At 71.4% G+C, this 23,596-nt stretch carries 23 protein-coding genes and 1 tRNA gene; 11 read left to right on the top strand and 13 right to left on the bottom strand.

The window, feature by feature from the left end:
• Nucleotides 1–59 precede the first annotated feature (59 nt).
• Nucleotides 60–1,319, bottom strand: coding sequence for a phosphoribosylamine--glycine ligase (gene purD / locus O3X23_RS31980; protein WP_269275756.1), 1,260 nt, complete (start codon nt 1,317–1,319; stop codon nt 60–62).
• 225 nt (nt 1,320–1,544) lie between these two features.
• On the opposite strand from purD, the gene O3X23_RS31975 reads away from it, so the two are divergent.
• The gene (locus O3X23_RS31975; RefSeq protein ID WP_269275754.1) at nt 1,545–2,288 is read left to right on the top strand and encodes an SLATT domain-containing protein; all 744 of its coding nucleotides are present in this window, start codon (nt 1,545–1,547) and stop codon (nt 2,286–2,288) included.
• 44 nt (nt 2,289–2,332) lie between these two features.
• Here the strand turns inward: O3X23_RS31975 and O3X23_RS31970 are convergent, their stop codons facing one another.
• The 3 genes from O3X23_RS31970 to O3X23_RS31960 form a co-directional block, all read right to left on the bottom strand.
• Nucleotides 2,333–2,983: a hypothetical protein gene (locus O3X23_RS31970; protein ID WP_269275752.1), complete on the bottom strand. Its 651-nt coding sequence runs from the start codon at nt 2,981–2,983 to the stop codon at nt 2,333–2,335.
• A 93-nt stretch (nt 2,984–3,076) separates the two neighbouring features.
• Nucleotides 3,077–3,733, bottom strand: a complete 657-nt coding sequence (locus O3X23_RS31965) for a GntR family transcriptional regulator (protein ID WP_269275750.1) — start codon at nt 3,731–3,733, stop codon at nt 3,077–3,079.
• Between the two features lie 180 nt (nt 3,734–3,913).
• Nucleotides 3,914–5,287: an aspartate aminotransferase family protein gene (locus O3X23_RS31960; RefSeq protein WP_269275748.1), complete on the bottom strand. Its 1,374-nt coding sequence runs from the start codon at nt 5,285–5,287 to the stop codon at nt 3,914–3,916.
• 222 nt (nt 5,288–5,509) lie between these two features.
• On the opposite strand from O3X23_RS31960, the gene O3X23_RS31955 reads away from it, so the two are divergent.
• Nucleotides 5,510–7,126, top strand: coding sequence for a serine/threonine-protein kinase (locus O3X23_RS31955; RefSeq protein WP_269275746.1), 1,617 nt, complete (start codon nt 5,510–5,512; stop codon nt 7,124–7,126).
• Between the two features lie 24 nt (nt 7,127–7,150).
• Here O3X23_RS31955 and O3X23_RS31950 read toward each other — a convergent pair whose 3' ends face one another.
• On the bottom strand, nt 7,151–8,434 hold the full coding sequence (locus O3X23_RS31950) for an adenylosuccinate synthase (RefSeq protein ID WP_269275744.1): 1,284 nt from the start codon (nt 8,432–8,434) through the stop codon (nt 7,151–7,153).
• 137 nt (nt 8,435–8,571) lie between these two features.
• On the opposite strand from O3X23_RS31950, the gene O3X23_RS31945 reads away from it, so the two are divergent.
• Nucleotides 8,572–9,519, top strand: coding sequence for a diacylglycerol kinase family protein (locus O3X23_RS31945; RefSeq protein WP_269275742.1), 948 nt, complete (start codon nt 8,572–8,574; stop codon nt 9,517–9,519).
• On the opposite strand, the gene O3X23_RS31940 is transcribed toward O3X23_RS31945, so the two are convergent.
• The 5 genes from O3X23_RS31940 to O3X23_RS31920 all read right to left on the bottom strand — a co-directional run bounded on the left by O3X23_RS31940 (nt 9,509) and on the right by O3X23_RS31920 (nt 13,231).
• The gene (locus O3X23_RS31940) at nt 9,509–10,747 is read right to left on the bottom strand and encodes a cytochrome P450 (RefSeq protein ID WP_269275740.1); all 1,239 of its coding nucleotides are present in this window, start codon (nt 10,745–10,747) and stop codon (nt 9,509–9,511) included. The two genes, O3X23_RS31945 and O3X23_RS31940, sit on opposite strands and share 11 nt — an antisense overlap.
• Nucleotides 10,747–11,589 (bottom strand): MBL fold metallo-hydrolase, encoded by an 843-nt coding sequence (locus O3X23_RS31935; RefSeq protein WP_269275738.1) that lies wholly within the window; start codon nt 11,587–11,589, stop codon nt 10,747–10,749. The genes O3X23_RS31940 and O3X23_RS31935 overlap by 1 nt, the downstream gene beginning before the upstream one ends.
• On the bottom strand, nt 11,586–12,509 hold the full coding sequence (locus tag O3X23_RS31930) for an NUDIX hydrolase (RefSeq protein ID WP_269275736.1): 924 nt from the start codon (nt 12,507–12,509) through the stop codon (nt 11,586–11,588). Before O3X23_RS31930 ends, O3X23_RS31935 begins: the two co-directional genes overlap by 4 nt.
• Before the next feature lie 102 nt (nt 12,510–12,611).
• Nucleotides 12,612–13,073 carry a RidA family protein gene (locus O3X23_RS31925; protein ID WP_269275734.1) on the bottom strand — a complete coding sequence of 154 codons (462 nt, stop codon included), beginning with the start codon at nt 13,071–13,073 and terminating at the stop codon, nt 12,612–12,614.
• Nucleotides 13,070–13,231, bottom strand: a complete 162-nt coding sequence (locus O3X23_RS31920; protein ID WP_138358698.1) for a DUF4177 domain-containing protein — start codon at nt 13,229–13,231, stop codon at nt 13,070–13,072. The genes O3X23_RS31925 and O3X23_RS31920 overlap by 4 nt, the downstream gene beginning before the upstream one ends.
• Nucleotides 13,232–13,416: 185 nt before the next feature.
• Between O3X23_RS31920 and O3X23_RS31915 the strand changes: the two genes are divergently transcribed.
• Both O3X23_RS31915 and O3X23_RS31910 read left to right on the top strand, forming a co-directional pair.
• The gene (locus O3X23_RS31915; RefSeq protein WP_269275729.1) at nt 13,417–14,427 is read left to right on the top strand and encodes an ArsA-related P-loop ATPase; all 1,011 of its coding nucleotides are present in this window, start codon (nt 13,417–13,419) and stop codon (nt 14,425–14,427) included.
• A gap of 66 nt (nt 14,428–14,493) precedes the next feature.
• Nucleotides 14,494–15,840, top strand: a complete 1,347-nt coding sequence (locus O3X23_RS31910) for an ArsA family ATPase (protein WP_269275727.1) — start codon at nt 14,494–14,496, stop codon at nt 15,838–15,840.
• Here O3X23_RS31910 and O3X23_RS31905 read toward each other — a convergent pair.
• Nucleotides 15,822–16,154, bottom strand: a complete 333-nt coding sequence (locus tag O3X23_RS31905; protein WP_138358704.1) for a WhiB family transcriptional regulator — start codon at nt 16,152–16,154, stop codon at nt 15,822–15,824. The two genes, O3X23_RS31910 and O3X23_RS31905, sit on opposite strands and share 19 nt — an antisense overlap.
• Nucleotides 16,155–16,538: 384 nt before the next feature.
• Between O3X23_RS31905 and O3X23_RS31900 the strand changes: the two genes are divergently transcribed.
• Complete coding sequence (locus tag O3X23_RS31900; RefSeq protein WP_269275725.1) at nt 16,539–18,821, top strand: transglycosylase domain-containing protein; 2,283 nt, start codon at nt 16,539–16,541, stop codon at nt 18,819–18,821.
• A gap of 66 nt (nt 18,822–18,887) precedes the next feature.
• Here O3X23_RS31900 and O3X23_RS31895 read toward each other — a convergent pair whose 3' ends face one another.
• Entirely contained in the window at nt 18,888–19,355 is a 468-nt protein-coding gene (locus tag O3X23_RS31895; RefSeq protein WP_269275723.1) for a GatB/YqeY domain-containing protein, read from the bottom strand.
• 350 nt (nt 19,356–19,705) lie between these two features.
• Between O3X23_RS31895 and O3X23_RS31890 the strand changes: the two genes are divergently transcribed.
• From O3X23_RS31890 to O3X23_RS31875, 4 genes are all read left to right on the top strand, one after another.
• Nucleotides 19,706–20,644 carry an ATP-grasp domain-containing protein gene (locus tag O3X23_RS31890; RefSeq protein WP_269275721.1) on the top strand — a complete coding sequence of 313 codons (939 nt, stop codon included), beginning with the start codon at nt 19,706–19,708 and terminating at the stop codon, nt 20,642–20,644.
• Nucleotides 20,641–21,495 carry an ATP-grasp domain-containing protein gene (locus tag O3X23_RS31885; RefSeq protein ID WP_269275719.1) on the top strand — a complete coding sequence of 285 codons (855 nt, stop codon included), beginning with the start codon at nt 20,641–20,643 and terminating at the stop codon, nt 21,493–21,495. Before O3X23_RS31890 ends, O3X23_RS31885 begins: the two co-directional genes overlap by 4 nt.
• Nucleotides 21,462–22,412, top strand: a complete 951-nt coding sequence (locus tag O3X23_RS31880) for a metallophosphoesterase (RefSeq protein ID WP_269275717.1) — start codon at nt 21,462–21,464, stop codon at nt 22,410–22,412. Before O3X23_RS31885 ends, O3X23_RS31880 begins: the two co-directional genes overlap by 34 nt.
• Nucleotides 22,413–22,522: 110 nt before the next feature.
• A tRNA-Pro gene (locus O3X23_RS31875) sits at nt 22,523–22,596 on the top strand.
• A gap of 109 nt (nt 22,597–22,705) precedes the next feature.
• On the opposite strand, the gene O3X23_RS31870 is transcribed toward O3X23_RS31875, so the two are convergent.
• The gene (locus O3X23_RS31870; RefSeq protein WP_269275714.1) at nt 22,706–22,876 is read right to left on the bottom strand and encodes a hypothetical protein; all 171 of its coding nucleotides are present in this window, start codon (nt 22,874–22,876) and stop codon (nt 22,706–22,708) included.
• A 422-nt stretch (nt 22,877–23,298) separates the two neighbouring features.
• Between O3X23_RS31870 and O3X23_RS31865 the strand changes: the two genes are divergently transcribed.
• Complete coding sequence (locus tag O3X23_RS31865; protein WP_269275712.1) at nt 23,299–23,511, top strand: hypothetical protein; 213 nt, start codon at nt 23,299–23,301, stop codon at nt 23,509–23,511.
• Nucleotides 23,512–23,596: the final 85 nt, after the last annotated feature.

Genomic DNA, 23,596 nt, shown 5'->3' with positions numbered 1-23,596 from the left:
GGTTGGAGAAGCCATCACTCCTAGGGGTGGCTTTGGGTAAAGCCACCCCGGAGGCCGGCTCAGGACCGGTCGGTTTTCGCCGCCTCGGCCGCGATGTCGGTCCGGTGGTGCGAGCCGTCCAGCCGCACCCGGGCGACCGCCCGGTACGCCCGTTCCCGGGCCTCGGCCAGGTCAGCGCCGGTGGCGGTGACGGACAGCACCCGGCCGCCCGCGCTCACCACCCGGCCCTCGTCGTCCAGCTTGGTGCCGGCGTGCAGCACGTACGCGTGCTCGTCCTGCTCCACGACGTCGGCGAGACCCGTGATCTCGTCGCCGGTGCGCGGGGTGTCCGGATAGTTGTGCGAGGCGATGACGACGGTGACGGCGGCGTCGTCGGTCCAGCGCAGCGGCTCGACCTCGGAGAGCCGTCCGGTCGCGGCGGCCCGCAGCAGACCGGCCAGCGGGGTCCTGAGACGGGCGAGGACGACCTGTGTCTCCGGGTCGCCGAAGCGCGCGTTGAACTCGATCACGCGCACGCCCCGCGAGGTCATCGCGAGCCCCGCGTAGAGCAGCCCTGCGAACGGGGTGCCCCGGCGGCGCAGCTCGTCCACGGTGGGCTGCAGGACCGTCCGCTCGACCTCGTCGACCAGCTTGGGGTCGGCCCACGGGAGCGGGGAGTACGCGCCCATGCCGCCGGTGTTCGGGCCCTCGTCGGCGTCCAGCGCGCGCTTGAAGTCCTGGGCGGGCTGCAGCGGGACGACCGTCACACCGTCGGTGACGGCGAAGAGCGAGACCTCGGGGCCGTCCAGGAACTCCTCGATGACGACGCGGTCGCAGGCCAGCGCGTGCGCGCGGGCCTCGGCGAGGTCGTCGGTGACGACGACGCCCTTGCCCGCGGCCAGACCGTCGTCCTTGACGACGTACGGGGCGCCGAAGGCGTCCAGCGCCACGTCGATCTGCTCGGCGGTGCTGCAGACGTACGAGCGGGCGGTGGGCACCCCCGCGCCGGCCATGACCTCCTTGGCGAACGCCTTGGAGCCCTCCAGCTGCGCGGCTTCCGCGGACGGGCCGAAGCAGTCGACACCGCGGGCCCGGACCGCGTCGGCGACGCCCGCCACCAGCGGGGCCTCCGGACCGACGATCACGAGATCCGCGCCGATCGAGACGGCGAGGTCGGCGACGGCGGCGCCGTCGAGGGCGTCGACCGGGTGCAGCTCGGCGGCCTCCGCGATCCCGGCGTTGCCGGGGGCGCAGTGCAACGAGGTGACATCGGGGTCGAGGGACAGAGAGCGGCACAGGGCGTGTTCGCGGGCGCCGCCGCCGATGACAAGGACCTTCACGTGCCCAAGGGTAGTGGCCCCGTGCGGAGCCCCGTGCCGCGCGCCGCGGCTCACTCTTTCGAGTGGGACGAATGTTCGGCCTATACCTGACCACGAGGCATTTAAGGGCTGAAATCAAAAGATCCTGCCCCCACGGTCAGCCGTTCGGCGGTAAGAAGGGAGCTTCGTCGTGTCGGAGGACGAGCGGTGCCGGGAGACGAGCGCCGGAATGCGAGGGAGCGCGCAGTGAGCCAGCCGGACATGTATCCCGAGGAGGCTCCCCGGGAGGAGCCCGTTCAACGGGCTCTGCATAGCCAGGAGGACCTGCGGGCACTGCCTTTTCCGCTCGGCGACTGGGGCGAGCCCGCCGAACGCCTGGAGGAGCTCTACCGCTGGGCCGAGTCCGGGGCGCTGCAGACCACCGACTGGTACCTCGCCGACCGCGTCTGGAAGCGGCACGGCGCGCGCGGGCTGCGGCTCGCCACCGCGTTATTCGGCACGGTCGGGGCAGCGCTGCCGCTGATCGAACTGACCGGCGTCGCGGGCGGCGCCGCGCGCTGGGGTTATGTGGCGCTGCTCCTCGCCGCTGTCTGCGTCGGCCTCGACCGCCTCTTCGGGCTGACGTCCGGCTGGATGCGGGACGTCGCCACCGCCCAGGCGGTGCAGCGACGGCTGGAGGCGCTGCGCTTCGACTGGGCGGCGGAGTGCGTCCGCGAGGTGCTGGGCCCCACCGAGGGCACGGCTGCCGAGGCGGCCGAACGCTGTCTCGGGGTGCTGCGCCGGTTCTGCGAGGACGTCTCGGACCTGGTCAGGATGGAGACGGCGGACTGGATGACGGAGTTCGGGACGCGGAGCGCGCCGCTGCGCGCGCAGGCCACCGTGCCGTGGGCCGCGCGCACCGAGGGCGCGGCCCACGGCCGCTTCCCGATGGCGCCCGGCGGACGCCCGAACATGCCGCGCCAGCGGCCCCCGGAGGGGCCGACCCGCTAGGACCTGTCTTCAAACTGGCGCCTGCCCGGCGCAGGGCGCCGCCGTCAGCTGAAGACCACCATCGATCCCTGCGCCAGCGAGCGGGTCGCCGCCGCGTGCAGGCCGAGCCAGACGTGCCGTTCGCGGGCGAACGGGCTGGGATCGTACGACGGCTGGGCGGCCGGCTCCTCCAGTCCGGTGGGCCGGTCCGGCGGGGCCGGCGCCTGCGGCGGGTTGGCCGCGTCGATGCCGATCGCCGCCGCGACGGACTCGAGGTCGCGCAGCAGGCCGTGGCTCGAACCCAGCGGACCGCCGCCCTCCAGCAGTTCGTCGTTGACGACGGGGAACGGGAAGTCCAGCGGAACGTAGGCGCCCGCGTGGTCGTAGTGCCACACGAGGTGCGACTGCTGGGCGGTCGCCTCGAACATCTCCAGCAGCTGCTCGTAGTCGCCCCCGAGCGCGTCGACCGGGGTGACCTCCAGTCCCTGGAGGTTCAACAGGAAGGCCCGGCGCAGGAAGTGCAGTGCGTCGTAGTCGAAGCCGGCCACCGGGCCGACGTCGCCGGAGAGCCCCGGCATGTAGGTGTGCACGGGCACCGGCGGCAGGCCCGCGTCGTTCAACGCCTTGTCGTAGCGCGCCAGTTCCTCGGAGAAAGGGTTTTCGGGGCTGTGGCAGAGCACGTCCACAAGCGGAACCAGCCACAAGTCGCAGGCCACAGGCGCTCCAAGTCGTCTATGCGATCGTCGGGCCAGCGTAGTGCGAGGCGCGGTCGGCGTCAGGAGGTGGCGTCGTTTCCGGCTGTCGCGAAGCTACTGCCGTGCCAGTTCGACCATCAGCGCGAGGGCGTGCTCGTTGTAGCCGGCGATGATTCGGCGTGCCGCGGGCAGGTCGCGGTCCCGGACTGCGTCGACGAGTTCGACGTGGTCCGACCAGCAGACGCCCGCGAGCGTCGGATGGGCCCGCAGGTACGGGATCGAGTACATCCAGGTCTGGGTGCGGATCCGGTCGAGGAACTCACAGATGTGCGGATTGCCCGAAAGCGCCGCGACTTCGCGCCAGAAGCGGATGTCGCAGCCGATGAGCACGTCGAGCATCCCGGAGCGCGCGGCCCGTGCCGCGGCCTCGCCCCGGCGCCGCACCGACGCGATGACCTCGGCCGGCACCTCGCGCGGCCGGTCTCCCTCGACGCGCCGGAAGATCCCCTCGGTCACCAGGTTGCGGGCCTCGACCATGGAGACGAAGTCGTCGGGGGTGAAGCGCCGGACCTGGAAGCCGCGGTGCTGCTCGACGTCGAGCAGGCCCTGCGCCGCCAGGTCGACCAGCGCCTCGCGCACGGGCGTCGCGGAGACGCCGTACAGCTCCGCTATCTCCTTGACGGTGAAGTCCCGGCCGGCCGGGAGCCGGCCGGTGAGCACCTCGTCGCGGAGCGCGTCGGCGATCTGCTGCCGCAGGCTGTTGCGCTTCACCGGTGTGGTGTCCGCCAGCACTGCCGCCCCCTCGCCCGAACGTACGTTTCACTCCGATTACTCCGCACACGATAAGCGAAGGTTCGGGAATCAACGGCACGTCCGGGGAGGGAAGCGTGCGGGGGTTATGCGCGTTTCGTGATCATTTCCCACGCTGCCGGCGGCCGGTGGGGGCAAGCGCTATCCGCTGACGGCGTACCGGTCGGCCACGGTCAGCGCCTCGTCCAGCGCCGCCAGGCCCTCCTTGGCCTCGGCCTCGGTCACCGTGCAGGGCGGGACGACGTGCGTGCGGTTCATGTTGACGAAGGGCCACAGGCCGCCCTTCCTGCACGCCGCCGCGAACTCGGCCATCGGCGCGTTGTCCGCGCCCGCCGCGTTGTACGGCACCAGCGGCTCGTGCGTCGCCTTGTCCTTGACGAGGTCCAGGGCCCAGAAGACACCGAGGCCGCGCACCTCGCCGACCGAGGCGTGCCGGGCGGCGATGTCGCGCAGCGCGGGCCCGATGACCCGCTCGCCGATCGCGGCGGCGTTCTCCACGATCCGCTCCTCACGCATCGCGTTGATCGTCGCTACGGCGGAGGCGCAGGCCAGCGGGTGGCCAGAGTAGGTGAGTCCGCCCGGATAGGGGCGGGTGGCGAAGGTCGCGGCGATCTCCGGGGAGATGGCGACGCCGCCGAGCGGCACGTAGCCGGAGTTGACGCCCTTGGCGAAGGTCAGCAGGTCCGGGACGACGCCCCAGTGGTCGGCGGCGAACCACGCGCCGGTGCGGCCGAAGCCGGACATGACCTCGTCGAGGATGAAGACGATGCCGTACCGGTCGCAGATCTCCCGGACGCCGGCGAGGTAGCCGGCCGGCGGCACCAGGATGCCCGCGGTGCCGACCACCGACTCCAGGATGATCGCGGCGACGGACTGCGGGCCCTCGAAGGCGACGAGCTGCTCCAGGTGCTCCAGCGCGCGCTCGCACTCCTGCTCCTCGCTCGTCGCGTGGAACTGCGAGCGGTACAGGTACGGGCCCCAGAAGTGCACGACGCCCGCCGAGCCGGTGTCCGACGGCCAGCGGCGCGGGTCACCGGTGAGGTTGATCGCGGTGGAGGTGGCGCCGTGGTACGAGCGGTAGGCGCTGAACACCTTGTGCCGGCCGGTGTGCAGCCGGGCCATGCGGACGGCGTTCTCGACCGCCTCGGCGCCGCCGTTGGTGAAGAAGACCTGGTCCAGGTCGCCGGGGGTGACCTCGGCGATCAGCCGGGCCGCCTCCGACCGCACGTCGACGGCGAAGCCCGGCGCGATGGTGCAGAGCCTGGCCGCCTGCTCCTGGATGGCGGCGACGACCTTCGGGTGCTGGTGGCCGATGTTGGTGTTCACCAGCTGCGAGGAGAAGTCCAGATAGCGGTTGCCGTCGTAGTCCCAGAAGTACGAGCCCTCGGCCCCGGCCACGGCCATCGGGTCGATGACCGCCTGCGCGGACCACGAGTGGAAGACGTGCGCCCGGTCTGCGGCCTTGACGGCGGCTCCGGTCCCGGGATCGGCGGCGGCGGCGAAAGGAGGGGTCATGCGCTCAGGCTAAGGATCGCCGCCGGTCAGGGACACGGTCACCTTGTATGGCAGTCGGCACGTTCTCCGACAGGCTGTCATCGGCGGCGGCCCGCCGGGACTCCGTCCGGCGGGTCGCGCGGCCCCGGCCCGCCCCCGCCGGCAGTGCCGGGATCACCCCTCGAACGGTCAGACTATTCTTCGCCTACGGGGCGGCCGTCAGGCCGGGAGGAGGCGCGCGGCGTGGAAGAACTCAGATCCGACGATCCGCAGTGGATCGGCGCGTACCGGCTGTTGGGCCGGCTCGGCACGGGCGGCATGGGACGGGTCTTCCTGGCCCGTTCGGAACGCGGCAGGACCGTCGCGGTGAAGCTGGTGCGGGCCGAACTGGCCGCGCAGGACGAGTTCAGGGCCCGCTTCCGGCAGGAGGTCCAGGCCGCCCGCCGGGTCGGCGGCGCGTGGACCGCGCCGGTCCTCGACGCCGACACCGAGACCGAGATCCCCTGGGTCGCCACCGGCTACATCGCCGGGCCGACGCTGCAGCACGTCATCGCCAAGGAGCACGGCCCGCTGCCGGAGCGTTCGGTGTGGGTGCTGGCGGCCGGGCTGGCCCACGCGCTCAAGGACATCCACGCCGCCGGGCTCATCCACCGCGACCTGAAGCCGTCGAATGTCATGATCACGATCGATGGCCCACGGGTCATCGACTTCGGCATCGCCCGCGCCCTGGAGACCGTCACCGGCGGTCTGACCAACACCGGCGCGCTGGTCGGCTCCCCCGGCTTCATGTCGCCCGAGCAGGTGCGCGGCGACCGCGTCACCCCGGCCTGCGACATCTTCTGCCTGGGCTCGGTGCTGGCGTACGCGGCGACCGGGAAGCAGCCCTTCGGCGCCGCGAGCAGCGGGGTGCACGCCCAGATGTTCCGGATCGCGCAGGAGCCGCCGGAGCTGGACGAGCTGCCCCCGGCGCTACGCGAGCTGGTCGCGGAGTGCCTGGTCAAGGAGGCCGCTCTGCGGCCGGACCTGGACGCGGTGCTGGCGCGGATCGCCGCCCACTCGCCGCAGGACGGCAGGACGTGGCTGCCCAGCGCGATCGTGGCGCAGCTCGGCCGGCACGCCGTGCGGCTGCTGGAGGCCGAGAACCCGCACGAGGGGGACGCCACTCCGGCGCCCGCCCCCGCGGTGGTCCCCCAGCCGCTGCCCGCCCGGCCGACCATGGTCGAGGGGGCCGCCCCGGCGCCGCCCCCGTACCCGCAGGGCGGCTACGGCTACCCGCACCCGGGATACGCTCCCCCGCCGGGCTACACCGCACCGCCGGCGGGCCGGCGGCGGCAGGGGGTGCTGATCGGGGCCGCGGTGGCCGTCGCGGTGCTCGCGGGCGCCGGGGCGGCCGTCGTCGCGCTCGACTTCGGCAACGGCGGCACGACGGACGACAAGGGCCGCGAGGGCCTTCCGGGACCCTCGACGGCCCTCCCGTCCGGAAACGGCTTCGCCCAGTACCCGACGTCCCCCTCGCAGACCGGCACCACGGCTCCCGGCGAGGTGCCGGAACGGTTCGTCGGCACCTGGCAGGCGGGGTTCGACAGCAACGGCACCAACACCCGCACGCTGACGATCGGGCGGAACGGCAGCGTCACCCTGACCGGCACCGGAACCACCTATCAGTGCGAGTGGACGATGCACATGACGTCGGCCGGGCCGCCGCTGGCGCTGAGCCCCTCACTGCTGACCAGTGCGGTCCCCGCCGCCTCCTGCAACCCCGGGGTGGCCTCGACGCTCACCGTGATCGACGACGCCCATCTGGTGCGCGACTCCCGTGAGGCGGGCAAGGCGCCGCTCACCTACACGAAGCTCGACTGAGAGGCGTCGTCGTACGAGCGACCGTCAGATGAACGAGTTGATCTCGATCGTCTCGGTACGGCCGGGACCCACTCCGATCGCGGAGATCGGGGCGCCCGACATCTCCTCGAGCGCCTTGACGTACGCCCGCGCGTTCTTCGGCAGGTCGTCGAAGGTCTGCGCCTTCGTGATGTCCTCGGACCAGCCGGGGAGCATCTCGTAGATCGGCTTCGCGTGGTGGAAGTCGCTCTGGTTGTAGGGCAGCTCCTCGACGCGCTTGCCGTCGATCTCGTAGGCCACACAGACCGGGATCTGCTCCCAGCCGGTGAGGATGTCGAGCTTCGTGAGGAAGAAGTCCGTCAGGCCGTTGACGCGGGTCGCGTACCGCGCGATGACCGCGTCGAACCAGCCGCAGCGACGGTCGCGGCCGGTGGTGACCCCGCGCTCGTGGCCGATGATCCGCAGCTTCTCGCCGTCCTCGTCGAACAGCTCGGTCGGGAACGGACCGGCGCCGACACGCGTCGTATAGGCCTTGAGGATGCCGATCACGCGGCTGATCTTCGTCGGGCCGATGCCGGAGCCCGTGCAGGCACCGCCGGCGGTCGGGTTCGACGAGGTGACGAAGGGATAGGTGCCGTGGTCGACGTCGAGCAGAGTGCCCTGGCCGCCCTCCATCAGCACGACCTTGCCCTCGTCCAGCGCCTTGTTCAGGATCAGGCCGGTGTCGGCCACGAAGTCCTTGATCTGCTCCGCATAGCCGAGGTACTCCTCGACGACCTGGTCGACGCTGATCGCGCGCCGGTTGAAGAGCTTAACCAGGAGCTGGTTCTTCTCGTGGAGAGCGGCCTCCACCTTCTGGTGCAGGATCGACTCGTCGAAGAGGTCCTGAACGCGGATCCCGACGCGGTTGATCTTGTCGGCGTAGGCCGGGCCGATGCCGCGCCCGGTCGTGCCGATCTTGCGGCTGCCGAGGAACCGCTCCGTCACCTTGTCGATGGTCTGGTGATACGGCGTGATCAAATGAGCGTTACCGCTGATCAGGAGCTTGGACGTATCGACTCCGCGGTCGTTCAGCCCGCTCAGCTCGGAGAGCAGGACCGCCGGGTCCACGACGACACCGTTACCGATGACCGGGGTACACCCCGGCGACAGGATTCCGGAGGGGAGGAGATGCAGTGCGTACTTCTGGTCGCCGACGACGACCGTGTGGCCGGCATTGTTGCCGCCCTGGTAACGCACGACATAGTCCACGGAGCCACCGAGCAGGTCAGTGGCCTTCCCCTTGCCTTCGTCACCCCACTGAGCACCGAGCAGCACAAGTGCGGGCACAGGCGTACACCCCTTCCGGGCGGGGCATGTCCAACGTGCAGAGAGCCGTCGAACGCGGTGCCCCGGAATAGACGAAGCCCCTGACGCAACGGCGCAAGGGGCTCTTGCACCGAGATTTTACCTGAGGAAGGACCAAGGTGTCGGCTCAGCGACCTTCCGGGCAGCAATTGCTCGTGGTCATCGACCCCGCCGCACGTGCCGTCGACGGCGAATCCGTCCGCATCGCGAAGGATGTCCTGTGTGCGGGCGCGTCGTCCGTAAAAATCGCTCTACCGGATTCGGCCGAAGAGGTGGCGCGGGTGCTCGCGCACCGCGGCCGGCGCCGCCCGGTCGTGCTCGGCGACGATCGGAGTCTGCTGCGGGCGGTGCGGGCACTGCACCGTGAGCGGGCACTCGGCGAGGCCCCGCTGGCGCTGGTGCCGATCGGGCCGCACTCCTCACTCGCGCGGGCGCTGGGCGTGCCCGGCCAGGTGCTGCCCGCCGCGCGGGCGGTGCTCGACGGCACCGACCGCGAGCTGGACCTGCTGGTCGACGACAGCGGCGGCATCGTGCTGGGCAGTCTGCGCATCTCCTCCGACGGCCTCGGCCCCTCGGCGCACTGGTGGTCCGCGAACCGGGAGGCACACCGGGACGCGGAGCGGGGCGACGCGCCGAGGGGGTGGTGGCGGCCGACGGGCGGCTGGACCGCCCGGTCGCTGGTCCGCACCCTGAACATGCCGGCGCCGTCGCACACCCACGGGCCGGGGCACGGCCACGGGCACGCGCCGCGCCAGCGGCTGCGCATCGAGGCGGACGGCGTGGTGCTGGTTGACCTGGACCACCCCGTCCACGAGGTGTCGTTCCGGACGGTGGACCCGGGGCTCATCGAGGTCCGGGTGCACCATCCCGACAGCGCGGATCCGCTGTGCGTGCGGGCCGCCACCGTCACCGTCTCGGGCCGGGACTTCCGCTACCGCGCGGATTCCGCCGTCGCCGGCCCCGTCAGGACCCGCACCTGGACGGTCCAGCCGGGGGCCTGGCGGCTCACGGTGCCGCGGGTCGGAGGAGGAGGCCCGGGAGGGGCCGTCACCGGCGTCACCAGGTGACGAGCAGTTCCTCCAGGCCCCGGATGACGTAGCCGGGCTTCCAGCGCGGCCCGGCCGCGAGCCGCAGGCCCGGCCCGCGGCTCAGCAGGGTGCCGAAGGACGCGCCGAGTTCCAGGCGGGCCAGCGGTGCGCCCAGGCAGTAGTGGATGCCGGCCCCGAAGGTGACGTGCCGGTTCTCGGCGGCGGGCCGGCGCAGGTCCAGCCGGTCGGGATCGGGGAAGTGGGAAGGATCACGGTTGGCCGACCCGAAGAGCAGCGCGACCTCGGAACCCCGCGGGATCACCGTGTCGCCGACCTGGATGTCGTCCAGTACCCACCGCTCGAACATCTGCAGCGGCGTGTCGTGGCGCAGCAGCTCCTCGACGGCGTCGCGGAGCAGCCCGGGTTCCGCGCGGAGCAGAGCGAGCTGGTCGGGGTGACGGAAGAGGGTGAACCAGCCGTTCGCCGTGGTGTTCACCGTCGCCTCGTGCCCGGCGTTGAGCAGCAGCACGCAGGTGGAGACCATCTCCTGCTCGCTGAGGGTGTCCCCGTCCTCGTGCGCGGCGATCAGGGCGCTGATCAGGTCCTCGCCCGGCGCGCGGCGGCGCTCGGCGATCAGTCCGCGCAAGTAGGCCGAGAACTCCTCGCTCGCCCGCACGGCGCGCCGCGCGGTCTCCTCGTCCGGATTGAGTTCGAACATCCCGCAGATATCCGCCGACCAGGGCCGCAGCGGCTGCCGGTCGCCCGGCGGGATGCCCAGCATCTCCGCGATGACCGCGACGGGCAGCGGTTCCGCGACCCGGGCCAGCAGGTCGCCGCCGCCGTCCGCGTACAGGCCGTCGACCAGCTCGGCGGCCAGCCGCTCGACGGTCGGCGCGAGCCGCTCGACGGTGCGCGGGGTGAACGCCTTCGCGACCAGTCGGCGGATCCGCGTGTGGTCGGGGGCCTCCAGGTCGAGCAGGCCGTTGTCGTTGAGGACGTGGAAGGGCTCGTGACCGGCCGGGGGCGCCTCGCGGCCGAACTCCTCGTGGGTGAAGCGGTGCAGATACGTCCGCCCGAGACGGCGGTCGCGCAACAGCGCGCTCACGTCGTCGTAGTGCGGGATCAGCCACTGCCGGGTCGGCTCGAACCAGTGCGCGCGGCCCGCGGCACGCAGTCCCGCGTACACCGGATAGGGGTCCGCGACGAACGCGGCGGACCACGGGTCGAACTCCCCGGCCGCCGAGGCGGCCGTGCCCGGGTTCCCCATCAGTCGACCCGCCGGTCCTCGATCAGCCCGTGCTCCCGCAGATAGTCCAGCTGCGCCCGCACCGACAGCTCCGCCGCGGGCCACAGCGACCGGTCGACGTCGTGGTAGACGTGCGCGACCACCTGCGCGGGCGTCAGCCGGCCCGCCTCCACGGCGGTCTCCACCTGCGCCAGCCGGCTCGCGCGGTGCGCGAGGTAGTACTCGACGGCGCCGCGCGCGTCCTCCAGCACCGGGCCGTGGCCGGGCAGCACCGTGTCGACACCGCCGTCCATCGTCATGGCCTGCAGGCGGCGCAGGGAGTCGAGGTAGTCGCCGAGCCGGCCGTCCGGGTGCACCACGATCGTCGTGCCGCGCCCCAGCACCGTGTCGCCGGTCAGGACGGCGCCGTCGGCCGGCAGGTGGAAGGAGAGCGAGTCCGAGGTGTGACCGGGTGTGGCCACCACCCGCAGCTCCAGGCCGCCGGTGGTGATGACGTCACCCGCCGCCAGCCCCTCCTCGCCCAGCCGCAGCGCCGGGTCGAGCGCCCGGACGTCCGTCCCCGTCAGCTCCGCGAAGCGGGCGGCGCCCTCCGCGTGGTCGGGGTGGCCGTGCGTGAGGAGCGTCAGCGCCACGCGCTTGCCGGCCGCCTCGGCGGTCGCGACGACGTTGCGCAGGTGCGCTTCGTCGAGCGGGCCCGGGTCGACGACGACCGCGAGCTCGGATCCGGGCTCCGACAGCAGCCAGGTGTTGGTGCCGTCCAGGGTCATCGGCGACGGGTTCGGGGCCAGGACGCAGACGGCACGCGCCGTCGCGGGGCCGCCGACCGTCGCCTGCGGCCTGCCGGGCAACATCGCCGAGGTCATTCAGCAGCTCCTTGCGACGGGCCGGACCCCTGCGAAGAACCCGGTCCCTGCGGAATGTGCTTGGTGAACTCCTCGTGCCCCGGCCAGCTCAGCACAATCCGCCCTTCCTCCAGCACCGCCCGCGCCAGCACCGGCTCCAGGTCCCGGTCGGCCGCGGCCGCCAGGGCCGCCTCCACCGAGTCGTACGGGAGCAGCGCGCGCAGCGTCGCGATGGTCGGCGGCATCATCACCATCTCGCCGCGCCGGTACCCCTCCACGGCCTCGGCCGGACGCAGCCACACCGTGTGGTCGGCCTCGCCCGAGACGTCCAGCGTGCGCTGTCCCGCCGGCATCATCGCGACGAAGAACCAGGTGTCGTAGCGACGCTCCTCGAACTCCGGGGTGATCCAGCGGGCCCACGGGCCGAGCAGATCCGAACGCAGCACCAGCTCGCGCCTCGCCAGGAAGTCCGCGAACGACAGCTCACGGCTGACGAGCGCCTCCCGGTCGGCCTCCCAGCTCTCCCCGGTGGTGTCCGCCACGACGCTGTCGCCGTCCGGGCCGGCCAGCAGGACGCCGGCCTCCTCGAACGTCTCCCGCACCGCCGCGCAGACCACCGCCTGCGCCGACACCGGGTCCACGCCGAGGGCCGCCGACCACTGGTCGAGCGACGGTCCCGCCCACCGGACCGGCTTCTCGTCCCGGGGGTCCACACCGCCACCCGGATACGCGTACGCGCCCCCGGCGAAAGCCATGGAGGCGCGTCTGCGCAGCAGGTGGACGGCCGGCCCTTCGCCCGCGCCGTCCCGCAGGAGCAGGACGGTCGCGGCCCTGCGCGGGGTCACCGGGGTCAGCTCCCCGTTCGCCAACGCCCGGATCCGGTCGGGCCAGGAGGCCGGGAACCACTGTCCGTCACTCGTGCCGCCGCTGCTCGTGGTCATGGGCGGGATCGTACGGCCTGCCGCCCTGATGTTCGAGGGTCGGACTCCGCTGTTCGAGGGTGCGCCCCCGCAGCCGGGCACCCGGCCCCGCCTGCGGCGGACTCAGACCAGCTCGACCTGGATCTCGACCTCGACCGGGGCGTCCAGCGGCAGCACGGCCACGCCGACGGCACTGCGCGCGTGCACGCCCTTCTCGCCGAGCACCTCGCCGAGCAGCTCGCTCGCACCGTTGATCACGGCCGGCTGCCCGGTGAAGTCCGACGCCGAGGCGACGAAGCCGACGACCTTCACGACACGCTTGATGCGGTCCAGGTCACCGACGACCGACTTGACCGCCGCGAGCGCGTTCAGCGCGCACGTACGGGCCAGGTCCTTGGCCTCCTCCGGCGTCACCTCGGCGCCGACCTTGCCGGTCACCGTGAGCTTGCCGCCCACCATCGGCAGCTGGCCGGAGGTGTACACGTACACACCGGACTGCACGGCCGGCTGGTACGCGGCCAGCGGCGGCACCACGTCGGGCAGCGTCATCCCGAGCGAGGCGAGCTTGTCCTCGACCGCGCTCACGCCTGCTTCTCCCGCTTGAAGTAGGCCACCAACTGTTCCGCGTTGTTCCCATTGGGTACGACCTGGACCAGCTCCCAGCCGTCCTCGCCCCACGTGTCCAGAATCTGCTTCGTCGCGTGCACCAGAAGGGGCACGGTCGCGTATTCCCACTTAGCCATGGAGCCGACTGTAACGCCTGCTCCCACCCGCCCCGGCCAGCACCCGCCCGCACCGCCCGGACGGGTCGGGACGGGAGGATCGCGGGCCGTCCCCGCACGTTCCGGTCCGGATCCCGGCGGGAGATAGACGCCACACCTGGGTGGTGGGCTGCTTGAGCCGTACACCGAGTGGTTACGCTCGAAGTGTGAGCCCACAACAGTCCACTCCCACCAGGCTCCATATCGTCACGGGCAAGGGCGGCACGGGCAAGACCACGGTCGCCGCCGCCCTCGCGCTCGCCCTCGCCGCAGAAGGCCGCCGCACGCTGCTGGTCGAGGTCGAGGGGCGGCAGGGCATCGCCCAGCTCTTCGAGACCGGGGCGCTGCCCTACGAGGAGCGGAAGATCGCCGTCGCGCCGGGCGGCGGCGAGGTGCGCGCGCTCGCCATCGACCCGGAGCTCGCGCTCCTGGACTACCTGGACATGTTCTACAAGCTCGGCCGCGCGGGCCGCGCCCTCAAGAAGCTCGGCGCGATCGACTTCGCGACGACCGTCGCCCCCGGCCTGCGGGACGTCCTGCTGACCGGCAAGGCGTGCGAGGCCGTGCGCCGCAAGGACAGCGCGGGCTGGCGGGCGTACGACGCGGTCGTGATGGACGCCCCGCCGACCGGCCGCATCACCCGCTTCCTCAACGTCAACGACGAGGTCGCCGGCCTGGCCAGGATGGGCCCGATATACAACCAGGCGCAGGCCGTCATGCGGGTGCTGAAGTCCACCGAGACCGCCGTGCACCTGGTGACGCTGCTGGAGGAGATGCCGGTCCAGGAGACCGTGGACGGCGTCGCGGAACTGCGGGCCGCGGGACTGCCGGTGGGAGCCGTCGTGGTCAACATGCTGCGTCCGGTGCTGCTGGACGACGCGGACCTCGAATCGGCCGCCAACGGCCGGCGCACCGCCGTCGCCAAGGCGCTGTCCCAGGCCGGCCTGGGCGGTGCCCGCAAGGGCGGCCAGGCGGAGCGGCTCGTCGACCCGCTGCTCGAGCAGGCCCACGAGCACGCCCAGCGCGTCCTGCTGGAGCGCCGCGAGCGCGCCGAGATCGCCGACCTCGGCCTGCCGACGTACGAACTGGAACTGCGCGGCGAGGGCATCGACCTCGGCGGCCTCTACCGGCTGGCCGACAGCCTGCGCAAACAGGGCATGACGGGCAGGGAGAACTGACATGGGCTTGGGCAACGGCACGGGCACGAGCGGCGGCAGCGGCACGGTCCGGCGGGGAGAGCTGACATGAGCCTGGAGAATCCGGGGGATCTGGAGAGTCCGGTGCTGGCGATCGACCCGCTCCTCGACGATCCGAAGACCCGCATCATCGTCTGCTGCGGCTCCGGCGGCGTCGGAAAGACCACGACCGCCGCCGCCCTGGGCGTGCGCGCCGCCGAACGCGGGCGCAAGGCCGTCGTCCTGACCATCGACCCGGCGCGGCGGCTCGCGCAGTCGATGGGCCTCACCGAACTGGACAACACCCCGCGCCCGGTCACCGGGATCGACGAGTCCGCGGGCGGCACGCTGCACGCGATGATGCTCGACATGAAGCGGACCTTCGACGAGGTCGTGATGCAGCACTCCGACCCCGAGCGGGCCCGCGCGATCCTCGACAACCCCTTCTACCAGTCCCTGTCGGCCGGCTTCGCGGGCACGCAGGAGTACATGGCGATGGAGAAGCTGGGCCAGCTGCGCGCGCTGGACGCCTGGGACCTGATCATCGTCGACACCCCGCCGAGCCGTTCCGCGCTGGACTTCCTGGACGCCCCGCAGCGTCTCGGGTCGTTCCTGGACGGGAAGTTCATCAAGCTGCTGATGGCGCCGGCGAAGGTCGGCGGCCGGGCCGGGATGAAGTTCCTCAATGTCGGCATGTCGATGATGACGGGCGTGCTGAGCAAGGTGATGGGCACGCACCTGCTGGGTGACGTGCAGACCTTCATCGCCGCCATGGACACCATGTTCGGCGGCTTCCGCAAGCGCGCGGACGCCACGTACAAGCTGTTGCAGGCCCCCGGGACGGCGTTCCTCGTGGTGGCCGCTCCGGAACGGGACGCGCTGCGCGAGGCCGCGTACTTCGTCGAGCGGCTGGCCGCCGAGGACATGCCGCTGGCCGGCCTGGTGCTGAACCGGGTGCACGGCAGCGGCGCACCGCAGCTCACCGCGGAGCGGGCGCTGGCCGCCGCCCAGGCGCTCGAGGAGCCGCGGGAAAATCTTGGGGACGGCGGCATTGTGGATCAGGGGGCCGGGAAGACTGACTCCATTGCCGAGGGGGCCGAGGGCGCCCCTGCCGAGGGGGCTATTGCCGAAGGCGCCGAGAAAACGGACCCGAAGGCCCGGGCCGAAGCGGCCGACGACATGCCGAGCGACACGACGATTCCGCCCGAGCAGCGGCTCGCCGCCGGGCTGCTGAGACTGCACGCCGAGCGCATGCGCGTGGTCGCGCGCGAACGCCGCACCCGGGACCGTTTCGTCTCCGTGCACCCTGAGGTGCCGATGGTTGACGTAGCGGCCCTACCGGGCGACGTGCACGACCTGGACGGCTTGCGCTCGATCGGCGAACGGCTTGCCGGGGATCACCCCGCGGCGGCGTAGTCGTCCTCTTCGTCCAGCGGCAGGATGCCGGTGCTCCGCTCGTACTCGGTACGCGCGGTCTCGAGCAGCCTGCGCCACGAGGTGACAGTTGGTCGCCGGCGCAGCAATGCCCTGCGCTCGCGCTCGGTCATCCCGCCCCACACGCCGAACTCCACCCGGTTGTCGAGCGCGTCCGCCAGGCATTCGGTCCGCACCGGGCATCCGGTGCACACCGCCTTGGCCCTGTTCTGGGCCGCTCCCTGGACGAAAAGCTCGTCCGGATCAGTCGTCTTGCACGCTGCCTGCGTGCTCCAGTCGGTTACCCAGCTACTCATGCTGGCGCCGTCCTCTCCCGAATCGAGGCTCCCCCACGGCGGCAACCGGCATATTCACCGTTGCCAGTTGAGGACGTTACGGAAGGTAGGCGTGACGCAACAGCCCTTTCAGGCCCAATCTTCGATGGCCCGAATGGACTATGGGTGCGCGCCAGATCACCCAACGGAGTGAGCGGCACCTATTTCGGACTTATGCGACAGAACGGTCACTGCGCCTGGCATATCGCCCAAGTCACCCGGCATATGACAGGAATTCGGGCAGTTCTCATCACCCACAAGAGTGATGATGGAGGGCAGGCGCACGCTCAGCGATCGCGCCTGTCCGTTACAGACTAGGCGAACACCTGGGCGCACGTCCGGGGAATCGCAACGTAGGCTGCCTCCATGCCTCACAAGCGATCGGGCGGGGGTCTCTCGACGGCCCAGCAGGCCGCCAAGTTCCTCGGTGTCAGTGTCCTGTCCGGAGTGGTACTGGCGGGGATCGCCCTGCCGGCCGCCGGCGCCCTCGGCCTGTCGGCGAAGGGCACGGCCTCCGGGTTCCAGGACCTGCCGGGTGAGTTGAAGCGCCCGCCGCTCAGCCAGGCGTCGAAGATCCTCGACTCCAACGGCGGGCTGATCGCGACCGTCTACTCGCGCGACCGCACCGTCATCCCGATCCAGCAGATGAGCCCGAACATACTGAAGGCCATCGTCGCGATCGAGGACGCCCGCTACTTCGAGCACGGGGCGATCGACCTCAAGGGCATCCTGCGCGCGCTCAACAAGAACGCCCAGGACGGCGGGGTCTCCGAGGGCGCCTCCACCCTCACCCAGCAGTACGTGAAGAACGTCTTCATCGAGCAGGCCGGCGACGACCCGGACAAGGTGGCGCAGGCGGTCCAGCAGACCATCGGCCGCAAGATCAAGGAAATGAAGTACGCGATCCAGGTCGAGAAGGAACTCGGCAAGCAGCAGATCCTGGAGAACTACCTCAACATCACCTTCTTCGGCGAGCAGGCCTACGGCGTCGAGGCCGCGGCCAAGCGGTACTTCAGCAAGCACGCCAAGGACCTGACCGTCGGCGAGTCCGCGATGCTGGCCGGCATCGTCCAGTCACCCAGCCGCTTCGACCCGGTCAACGACGAGCAGGAATCGATCAAGCGCCGCAACCTCGTGGTCCAGCGGATGGCCGACCTGGGGGACATCACCCCGGCGCAGGCCGAGGCCACGAAGAAACTGCCGCTCGGCCTCAAGATCAGCAAGCCGAAGAACGGCTGCATCACCGCCGTGAACGGTGCCGGCTTCTTCTGCGACTACGTCCGCAACACGTTCCTGCAGAACGCGGCCTTCGGAAAGACGAAGGAAGCCCGCGCGAAGCGCTGGCGCCAGGGCGGCCTGACGATCAAGACGACGCTGGACCCGCAGGCCCAGGCGTCCGTGCAGAGTTCGATCAACAAGCACGTGTACAAGAGCGACAAGGTCGCCACCGCCGTGACGCTGGTCGAGCCCGGGAGCGGCAAGATCCGCGGCATGGGCCAGTCGAAGCCGTACGGCTTCGGGGCCGACCAGACGCAGATCAACCTCTCGGTCGAGAAGCGGATGGGCGGCTCCAACTTCGGCTACCAGGTCGGCTCCACCTTCAAGGCGTTCACCGCGGCCGCCGCCCTGGAGCAGGGCACACCGGTGACCCAGTCGTACCCGTCGCCGTACAAGATGGACTACCCGAGCCCGGTGCAGACCTGCAACGGCGAGTGGAAGAACAATGTCGACAAGCCCGACACAGTGCAGAACGAGCTGACCACCGAAGTCGGCCCGTTCTCCCTCAAGCAGGCCGCGGCCAAGTCCATCAACACCTACTTCGTGGCGATGATCAGTGACATCGGGGTCTGCCCGGTCACCACCCTCGCCAAGAGCATGGGCGTCGAGATGGGCAACGGCGCCCCGCTCCCGCAGGTGCCCGCCGTCACCCTCGGTGCCGCGACCATCGCCCCGCTGACGATGGCCAACGCGTACGCCACCTTCGCCAACCGCGGCACCTACTGCTCCCCGGTCGCCATCGAGTCGGCCACCGACCCGGCGGGCAAGGCCATCACGGTTCCCAAGACGCAGTGCACCCGGGTGATGTCCGAGCAGACGGCGGACACCATCAACACCCTGCTGCTGGGCGTGGTCGAGGACGGCACCGGCAGACAGGCCGGACTGGACGACCGGCAGAGCGCCGGCAAGACCGGTACGACCGACAACCGCGAGGCCGCCTGGTTCGTCGGCTACACCCCGAACCTCGCGGGCGCGGTCTGGGTCGGCGGCGGCCCCGGCACCAGCCACCTGTCGATGGAGGAAGTCACCATCGGCGGCGAGTACTACCCGAAGGTCTTCGGTGGCGGCGTCCCCGGCCCGATCTGGAAGGACGCCTTGGGCGGCGCCCTGGCGAACAAGCCGGCGCCCGGGTTCACCACCGTCTCGATCCCCGATCCGGTAGAGGCTCCGAAGCCGCCGGGCACCCCGGCGAACCCCGGCAAGCCCACCAAGCCCGGCCACACCACGGGCGCCACCACCACGGGCGCCACCACCACCGGCACGACGACCGGGGGGCCGGGCAAGCCGGGCTCGTGGCCGACGTTCACCCTCCCGCCGGGCATCATCGGCGGAAACGGCCACTCCGGCGGCGGGACGGGCGGCAACCGCTGACGGTTTCCGGAACGGCTGAGGGGCGCGACCCATTCCGGGTCGCGCCCCTCACGCATGTCCACGGGGTCAGCCGGCGAGCTGCTTCTTCACCTCGGCCGCGACGCGGCCGCCCTCGGCGAGGCCGGCGACCTTCGGGTTCACGATCTTCATGATCGCGCCCATGGCGCGCGGGCCCTCGGCGCCGCCCGCCTTCGCCTCGGCCACGGCGGCGGTGACGATGCCGACCAGCTCCTCGTCCGAGAGCTGCTTCGGCAGGTACGCGTCGAGCACCTCCCCCTCGGCCAGCTCGCGCTCGGCCTGGGCGGGACGATTGCCCTGGGCGAAGGCTTCGGCCGCCTCCCGGCGCTTCTTCGCCTCACCGGCGATCACCTTGAGCACCTCGTCGTCGGAGAGCTCACGGGCGGTCGTGCCCGCGACCTCCTTCTTGGTGATGGCGGTCAGCGTGAGGCGGAGCGTGGCGGAGCGAAGTTCGTCGCGGCCCTTCATGGCCGTGATGAGGTCGTCGTGCAGTCGCTGCTTGAGCGTGGTGGTCATGCCGTCGAGTCTCGCACCCGCACGGCGGTGCTGCCGCCCATTAACCCCCGGGGGACTACGGGGGGACTGTCCGGGGCTGTCCCGTACCGACCGGCGACGGCGCCGCACGGCCCCGCACGGCGCCGAAACCGTTCCGCCGGCGTTCCGGCCGAGCCACGTGGGGGCCCCGTCACCGCGCCGTCCACGGATCGTCCCGGCCGCCTCCCGGTCCCCTGCACGTATCGTCCAGGTCCCGGAGATGTCCCGGACCGGTCCCACGCGGCGGAACACCAGGCGTCCCGTGGCATCCTGTTCGGTCACAGCTCTGCCGGACTGATCGGCGGACGTCCGGGGGTCGAGGGGACCAGCAGATGAGGCTCTGTTTCCTCGTCGAGGAGCACTACCGTCATGACGGCATGCCTCTCGACGTGGTCGCTCAACTGACCGCCTGGGGACACCGGGTGGACGTCATCCGCCCCGGCAGCTCCCTCATCAGGCTGTCCGAGTTCTCCGAACTGTCCGGGCTCTCCGACGCGGTGCGCTCCGGCGCCCACGACGCCTGGGTGCTCAAGACCGTATCCGGCGGCCCCGGCCTGACCCTCCTCGAAGGCGCGGCGGCCCTCGGCCTGACCACGGTCAACGACGCCCGCGCGATCCGGACCGTCCGCGACAAGGCACTCACCGCGCTCGTCGCCCAGCAGCACGGCCTGCCGATGCCGGTGACGTACGCGGCGGCCCGGGCCGAACTCTTCGCGGAGGTCCCCGGGGAGCACTTCCCGCTCGTCGTGAAGCCCGCGGCGGGCAGCGCGGGCCGGGGGGTACGGCTGGTCCGCACGCCGGACCGGCTGACGGGAGGACCCGACGGCCACGAGGCTGCTTCCGCGCCCGCTCCTGAGGACGACGGCCTGCTCATCGCCCAGCCGTACGTGCCCAACTCCGGGACGGACCTGAAGGTGTACTGCGTCGGCGGTGAGGTGTTCGCGGCCGTCCGGGCCTCGCCGCTGCGCCCGGAACTCGCCGTGGACGAGCGGATCGTGCCGCTCCCCCGCGAGGTGGCGGAGCTGGCGGCCGAGATCGGCGCCGTCTTCGGCCTGGACCTGTACGGGTTCGACGTGCTGCTCGGGCCCGACGGCCCGGTCGTCGTCGACATCAACGACTTCCCGAGCTTCCGGAAGGTGCCCGACGCCGTCGCCCGGGTGGCGCGGGCCGTTCTCGAACTGGCCCGCACGGGCGGCGCGGCACAGCACCCCGGACGCGGCGCCCTGCGCCCGGAGACCGTGGCCTTCGTCCCCGCCCAGGCAGGCACATGACCACCGCGGACACCGCTCCGGCGCGGGTCTGCTTCCTGACGGACAAGCCGGACCACCCCCTACTGGCCTCCACCGCCGCCCTGCTGACGATTCATCACCACGCCGAGGTCTCGTTCACCGACCCGGCCGCCGTCCCGGAATCCGGACCGGCGTCGCTCGCCGACGTCTATCTCCTCAAATCGCACACGCCCCGCGCCATACGGCTCGCCCGAAGCCTGGAGCGGCGCGGCGCGCGCGTCGTCAATTCGGCCGCGGCGACCGAGGTGTGCCAGGACCGGGTCCGGATGGCGGAGACCGCGCGGGCCGCGGACCTGCCGTTCCCCGGGACCCGGGCCGTCGCGCCCCTGTCCCGGATCACCGGGCCGCCGCCGTCCGGCTACCCGTTCATCGTCAAGAGCCGGGCCAACCGGCGCGGGGACGTCGTCGCCAGGGTCGAGGACGCCGCCGGCCTGCGGGAACTCGCCCGCGAGTGGCCGGACGAACCGGTCGTCGTCCAGGACTTCACACCGGGCGACGGCTGGGACCACAAGCTCTGGGTGATCGCCGGCGAGGTCTTCACGGGCGTCCGCCCGACCCCGCTGGGAACCCAGGACGCCGCGCGAACCACCGCGGCCAAGCCCCCGCCTCCCCCCGGGGCGCACGGCCTGGCGCTGCGGGCGGGCAGGGCCTTCGCCCTCGACATCTACGGCGTGGACGTCATCGCGGACAGGGCCGGAACCCCTCTGATCGTCGATATCAACGCCTTTCCCGGCTTCCGTGGCGGCAACGGAGCGCCACACGCTCTGGCGACCCTCATCTCATCTGCGACGATGGACGCATGCGAGCGCGATACGGAGTTCCCCTCGGCGTGACGGCAGTCGGCGCGGCCTGCGTGGCCTATGCGGCCGGAATCGAACCGCGGGCCTTCCGGCTGCGCCGCTTCGACGTCCCGGTGCTGCCCGCCGGAATGCGGCCGATCCGGGTCCTGCAGGTGTCCGACATCCACATGGTCTCCGGCCAGAACGCCAAGCGCCGCTGGCTGCAGTCCCTGGCGGGCCTGCGCCCCGACCTGGTCGTCAACACCGGTGACAACCTCTCCGACCCGGAAGGCGTCCCCGAGGTCCTGGACGCGCTCGGGCCGCTGATGGAGTTCCCCGGCGCGTACGTCTTCGGCTCGAACGACTACTACGGGCCCCGCTTCCGCAACCCGGGCCGCTACCTCCTGGAGAAGTCCCGCCGGCAGCACGGGCTGAACGGCAAGACGGATCCGGTCACCCATGTGATCCGCAACCCGTGGGGCGACCTGCGCGACGCGTTCGACGCCGCCGGCTGGGTCGGCCTGAGCAACACCCGCGGCCACCTCAAGCTCGACGACGGCATCGAGATCGCCCTCACCGGCCTCGACGACCCGCACATCAAGCGCGACCGCTACGCGGAGGTCGCCGGCGGCCCGGACCCCGCCGCGGACCTCAGCCTCGCCATCGTCCACGCCCCGTACCTGCGGGTCCTGGACGCCTTCGCGGCCGACCGCTACCCCCTGATCCTCGCGGGCCACACCCACGGCGGCCAGCTCTGCATCCCCTTCTACGGCGCCCTCGTCACCAACTGCGACCTGGACACGAAGCGCGTGAAGGGCCTGTCGGCCCACACCGCGGGCCGCGAGCGCTCCTACCTCCACGTCTCCGCAGGCTGCGGCGCCAACCGCTACACCCCCATCCGCTTCGCCTGCCCCCCGGAAGCCACCCTCCTCACCCTCACCCCCCGAAAGACCCCCCACCCGGCCCGGTGAACCCCCCGGCGAACCCCCCGCCCGTGACCCCCGCCACACCCCCGCCCCACCACCGAAGAAACCGGATTTCGTCTCCGGCCCCCCGTCCGCTAAAGTAAATCTCGTTGCACCGGGGTGTGGCGCAGCTTGGTAGCGCGCTTCGTTCGGGACGAAGAGGCCGTGGGTTCAAATCCCGCCACCCCGACCCAGGTCAGAGGCCCTATCGGAGAGATCCGATAGGGCCTCTTTCGCGCTGTACCGCAGGAAAGTACAGCAACCACTCCGGCCGTCAGCGACCTTCACCGACCGCCAGGTCAGACGACCTCCTCTTCCAGCTCGGCCGCCGCCTGATCCGTCGGCCCACCGCCGAAGGACGCCCGGAGCTTGCGCAGGGCGCCGCGGATCTGCTCGGACAGCTCGCGGGGAACGAGCTGTGCGGGTCGCGCTTGGCGCGGCAGCAGCGCCGCCCGGCAGGACCAGGACAAGGGGAACGCAACGCGGTCCGCGGCGGCTGCACTGCAGCGCCCACGTGCCCGCCACACCCGAGAAGCCCCAGACCGCACAGTGCCGGGATGGCCGGCGGGCCTGACCGCCACACCGGCCGCACGGATCGAACCCCTCCAGCTGTCGGCATCGACCCGGGGAGGCTGGCGCAACATAGCCGACGATCGCCGGTTAGCCCAACCGGCGATTCTCCGAACCATTGGTGTTCCCCAACCAACGAGGAGCATCACCCCGCATGACCACGCCCACACCCCGACCTGACATCGTCGCCCTTCTCTGCAGCTCGGACTTCATTCGCCTGTCCAACACCGACATATGGACCCACCGTGACGGACGCCCGTTCAGCAGGGAGGAACAGGCTCGTGTCCTCGGGGCAACCCGTGCCGAACGTGAAGAAGTACGGATGCAGCACACCCGGTACCGGAATTACCTGCAGGAAGCGGTGGACGCGCCGGAGACCCTGCAGCGCTTCCTCGCCCCGTTCATGCAGCAGCTCACCGAGAAGAACCTCGGCAACGCCGTCGAGCTCATGAGCAAGGACGAGTACACCGAATTCGAGCGTCTGCTCGGCCTTGTAGCGGAACCGGTGCGCCCTTTCACCGCCAACACCTTCTGACGAAGGGCAGCGGTGTCCTGACCTAGGCCAGAGGCCCCATCGGAGATATCCGATGGGGCCTCTGGCGTGAGGTAACGCAGCGAGG

It is taken from the genome of Streptomyces sp. H39-S7, from assembly GCF_027158205.1.
GTDB lineage: Bacteria > Actinomycetota > Actinomycetes > Streptomycetales > Streptomycetaceae > Actinacidiphila.
The sequence above is the reverse complement of the archived record's forward strand: the minus strand, read 5'-3'. Positions and strand labels throughout refer to the sequence as shown.

Bases quoted from the DNA above. Each gene is read 5' to 3' on its own strand.
- O3X23_RS31895 (WP_269275723.1), bottom strand. From the start codon at position 19,355: ATGACCACCACGCTCAAGCAGCGACTGCACGACGACCTCATCACGGCC.
- O3X23_RS31960 (WP_269275748.1), bottom strand. From the start codon at position 5,287: ATGACCCCTCCTTTCGCCGCCGCCGCCGATCCCGGGACCGGAGCCGCC.
- O3X23_RS31920 (WP_138358698.1), bottom strand. From the start codon at position 13,231: ATGGCTAAGTGGGAATACGCGACCGTGCCCCTTCTGGTGCACGCGACG.
- O3X23_RS31910 (WP_269275727.1), top strand. From the start codon at position 14,494: ATGAGCCTGGAGAATCCGGGGGATCTGGAGAGTCCGGTGCTGGCGATC.
- O3X23_RS31900 (WP_269275725.1), top strand. From the start codon at position 16,539: ATGCCTCACAAGCGATCGGGCGGGGGTCTCTCGACGGCCCAGCAGGCC.
- O3X23_RS31865 (WP_269275712.1), top strand. From the start codon at position 23,299: ATGCAGCACACCCGGTACCGGAATTACCTGCAGGAAGCGGTGGACGCG.
- O3X23_RS31880 (WP_269275717.1), top strand. From the start codon at position 21,462: ATGCGAGCGCGATACGGAGTTCCCCTCGGCGTGACGGCAGTCGGCGCG.
- O3X23_RS31885 (WP_269275719.1), top strand. From the start codon at position 20,641: ATGACCACCGCGGACACCGCTCCGGCGCGGGTCTGCTTCCTGACGGAC.
- O3X23_RS31905 (WP_138358704.1), bottom strand. From the start codon at position 16,154: ATGAGTAGCTGGGTAACCGACTGGAGCACGCAGGCAGCGTGCAAGACG.
- O3X23_RS31940 (WP_269275740.1), bottom strand. From the start codon at position 10,747: ATGGGGAACCCGGGCACGGCCGCCTCGGCGGCCGGGGAGTTCGACCCG.
- O3X23_RS31930 (WP_269275736.1), bottom strand. From the start codon at position 12,509: ATGACCACGAGCAGCGGCGGCACGAGTGACGGACAGTGGTTCCCGGCC.
- O3X23_RS31935 (WP_269275738.1), bottom strand. From the start codon at position 11,589: ATGACCTCGGCGATGTTGCCCGGCAGGCCGCAGGCGACGGTCGGCGGC.
- O3X23_RS31890 (WP_269275721.1), top strand. From the start codon at position 19,706: ATGAGGCTCTGTTTCCTCGTCGAGGAGCACTACCGTCATGACGGCATG.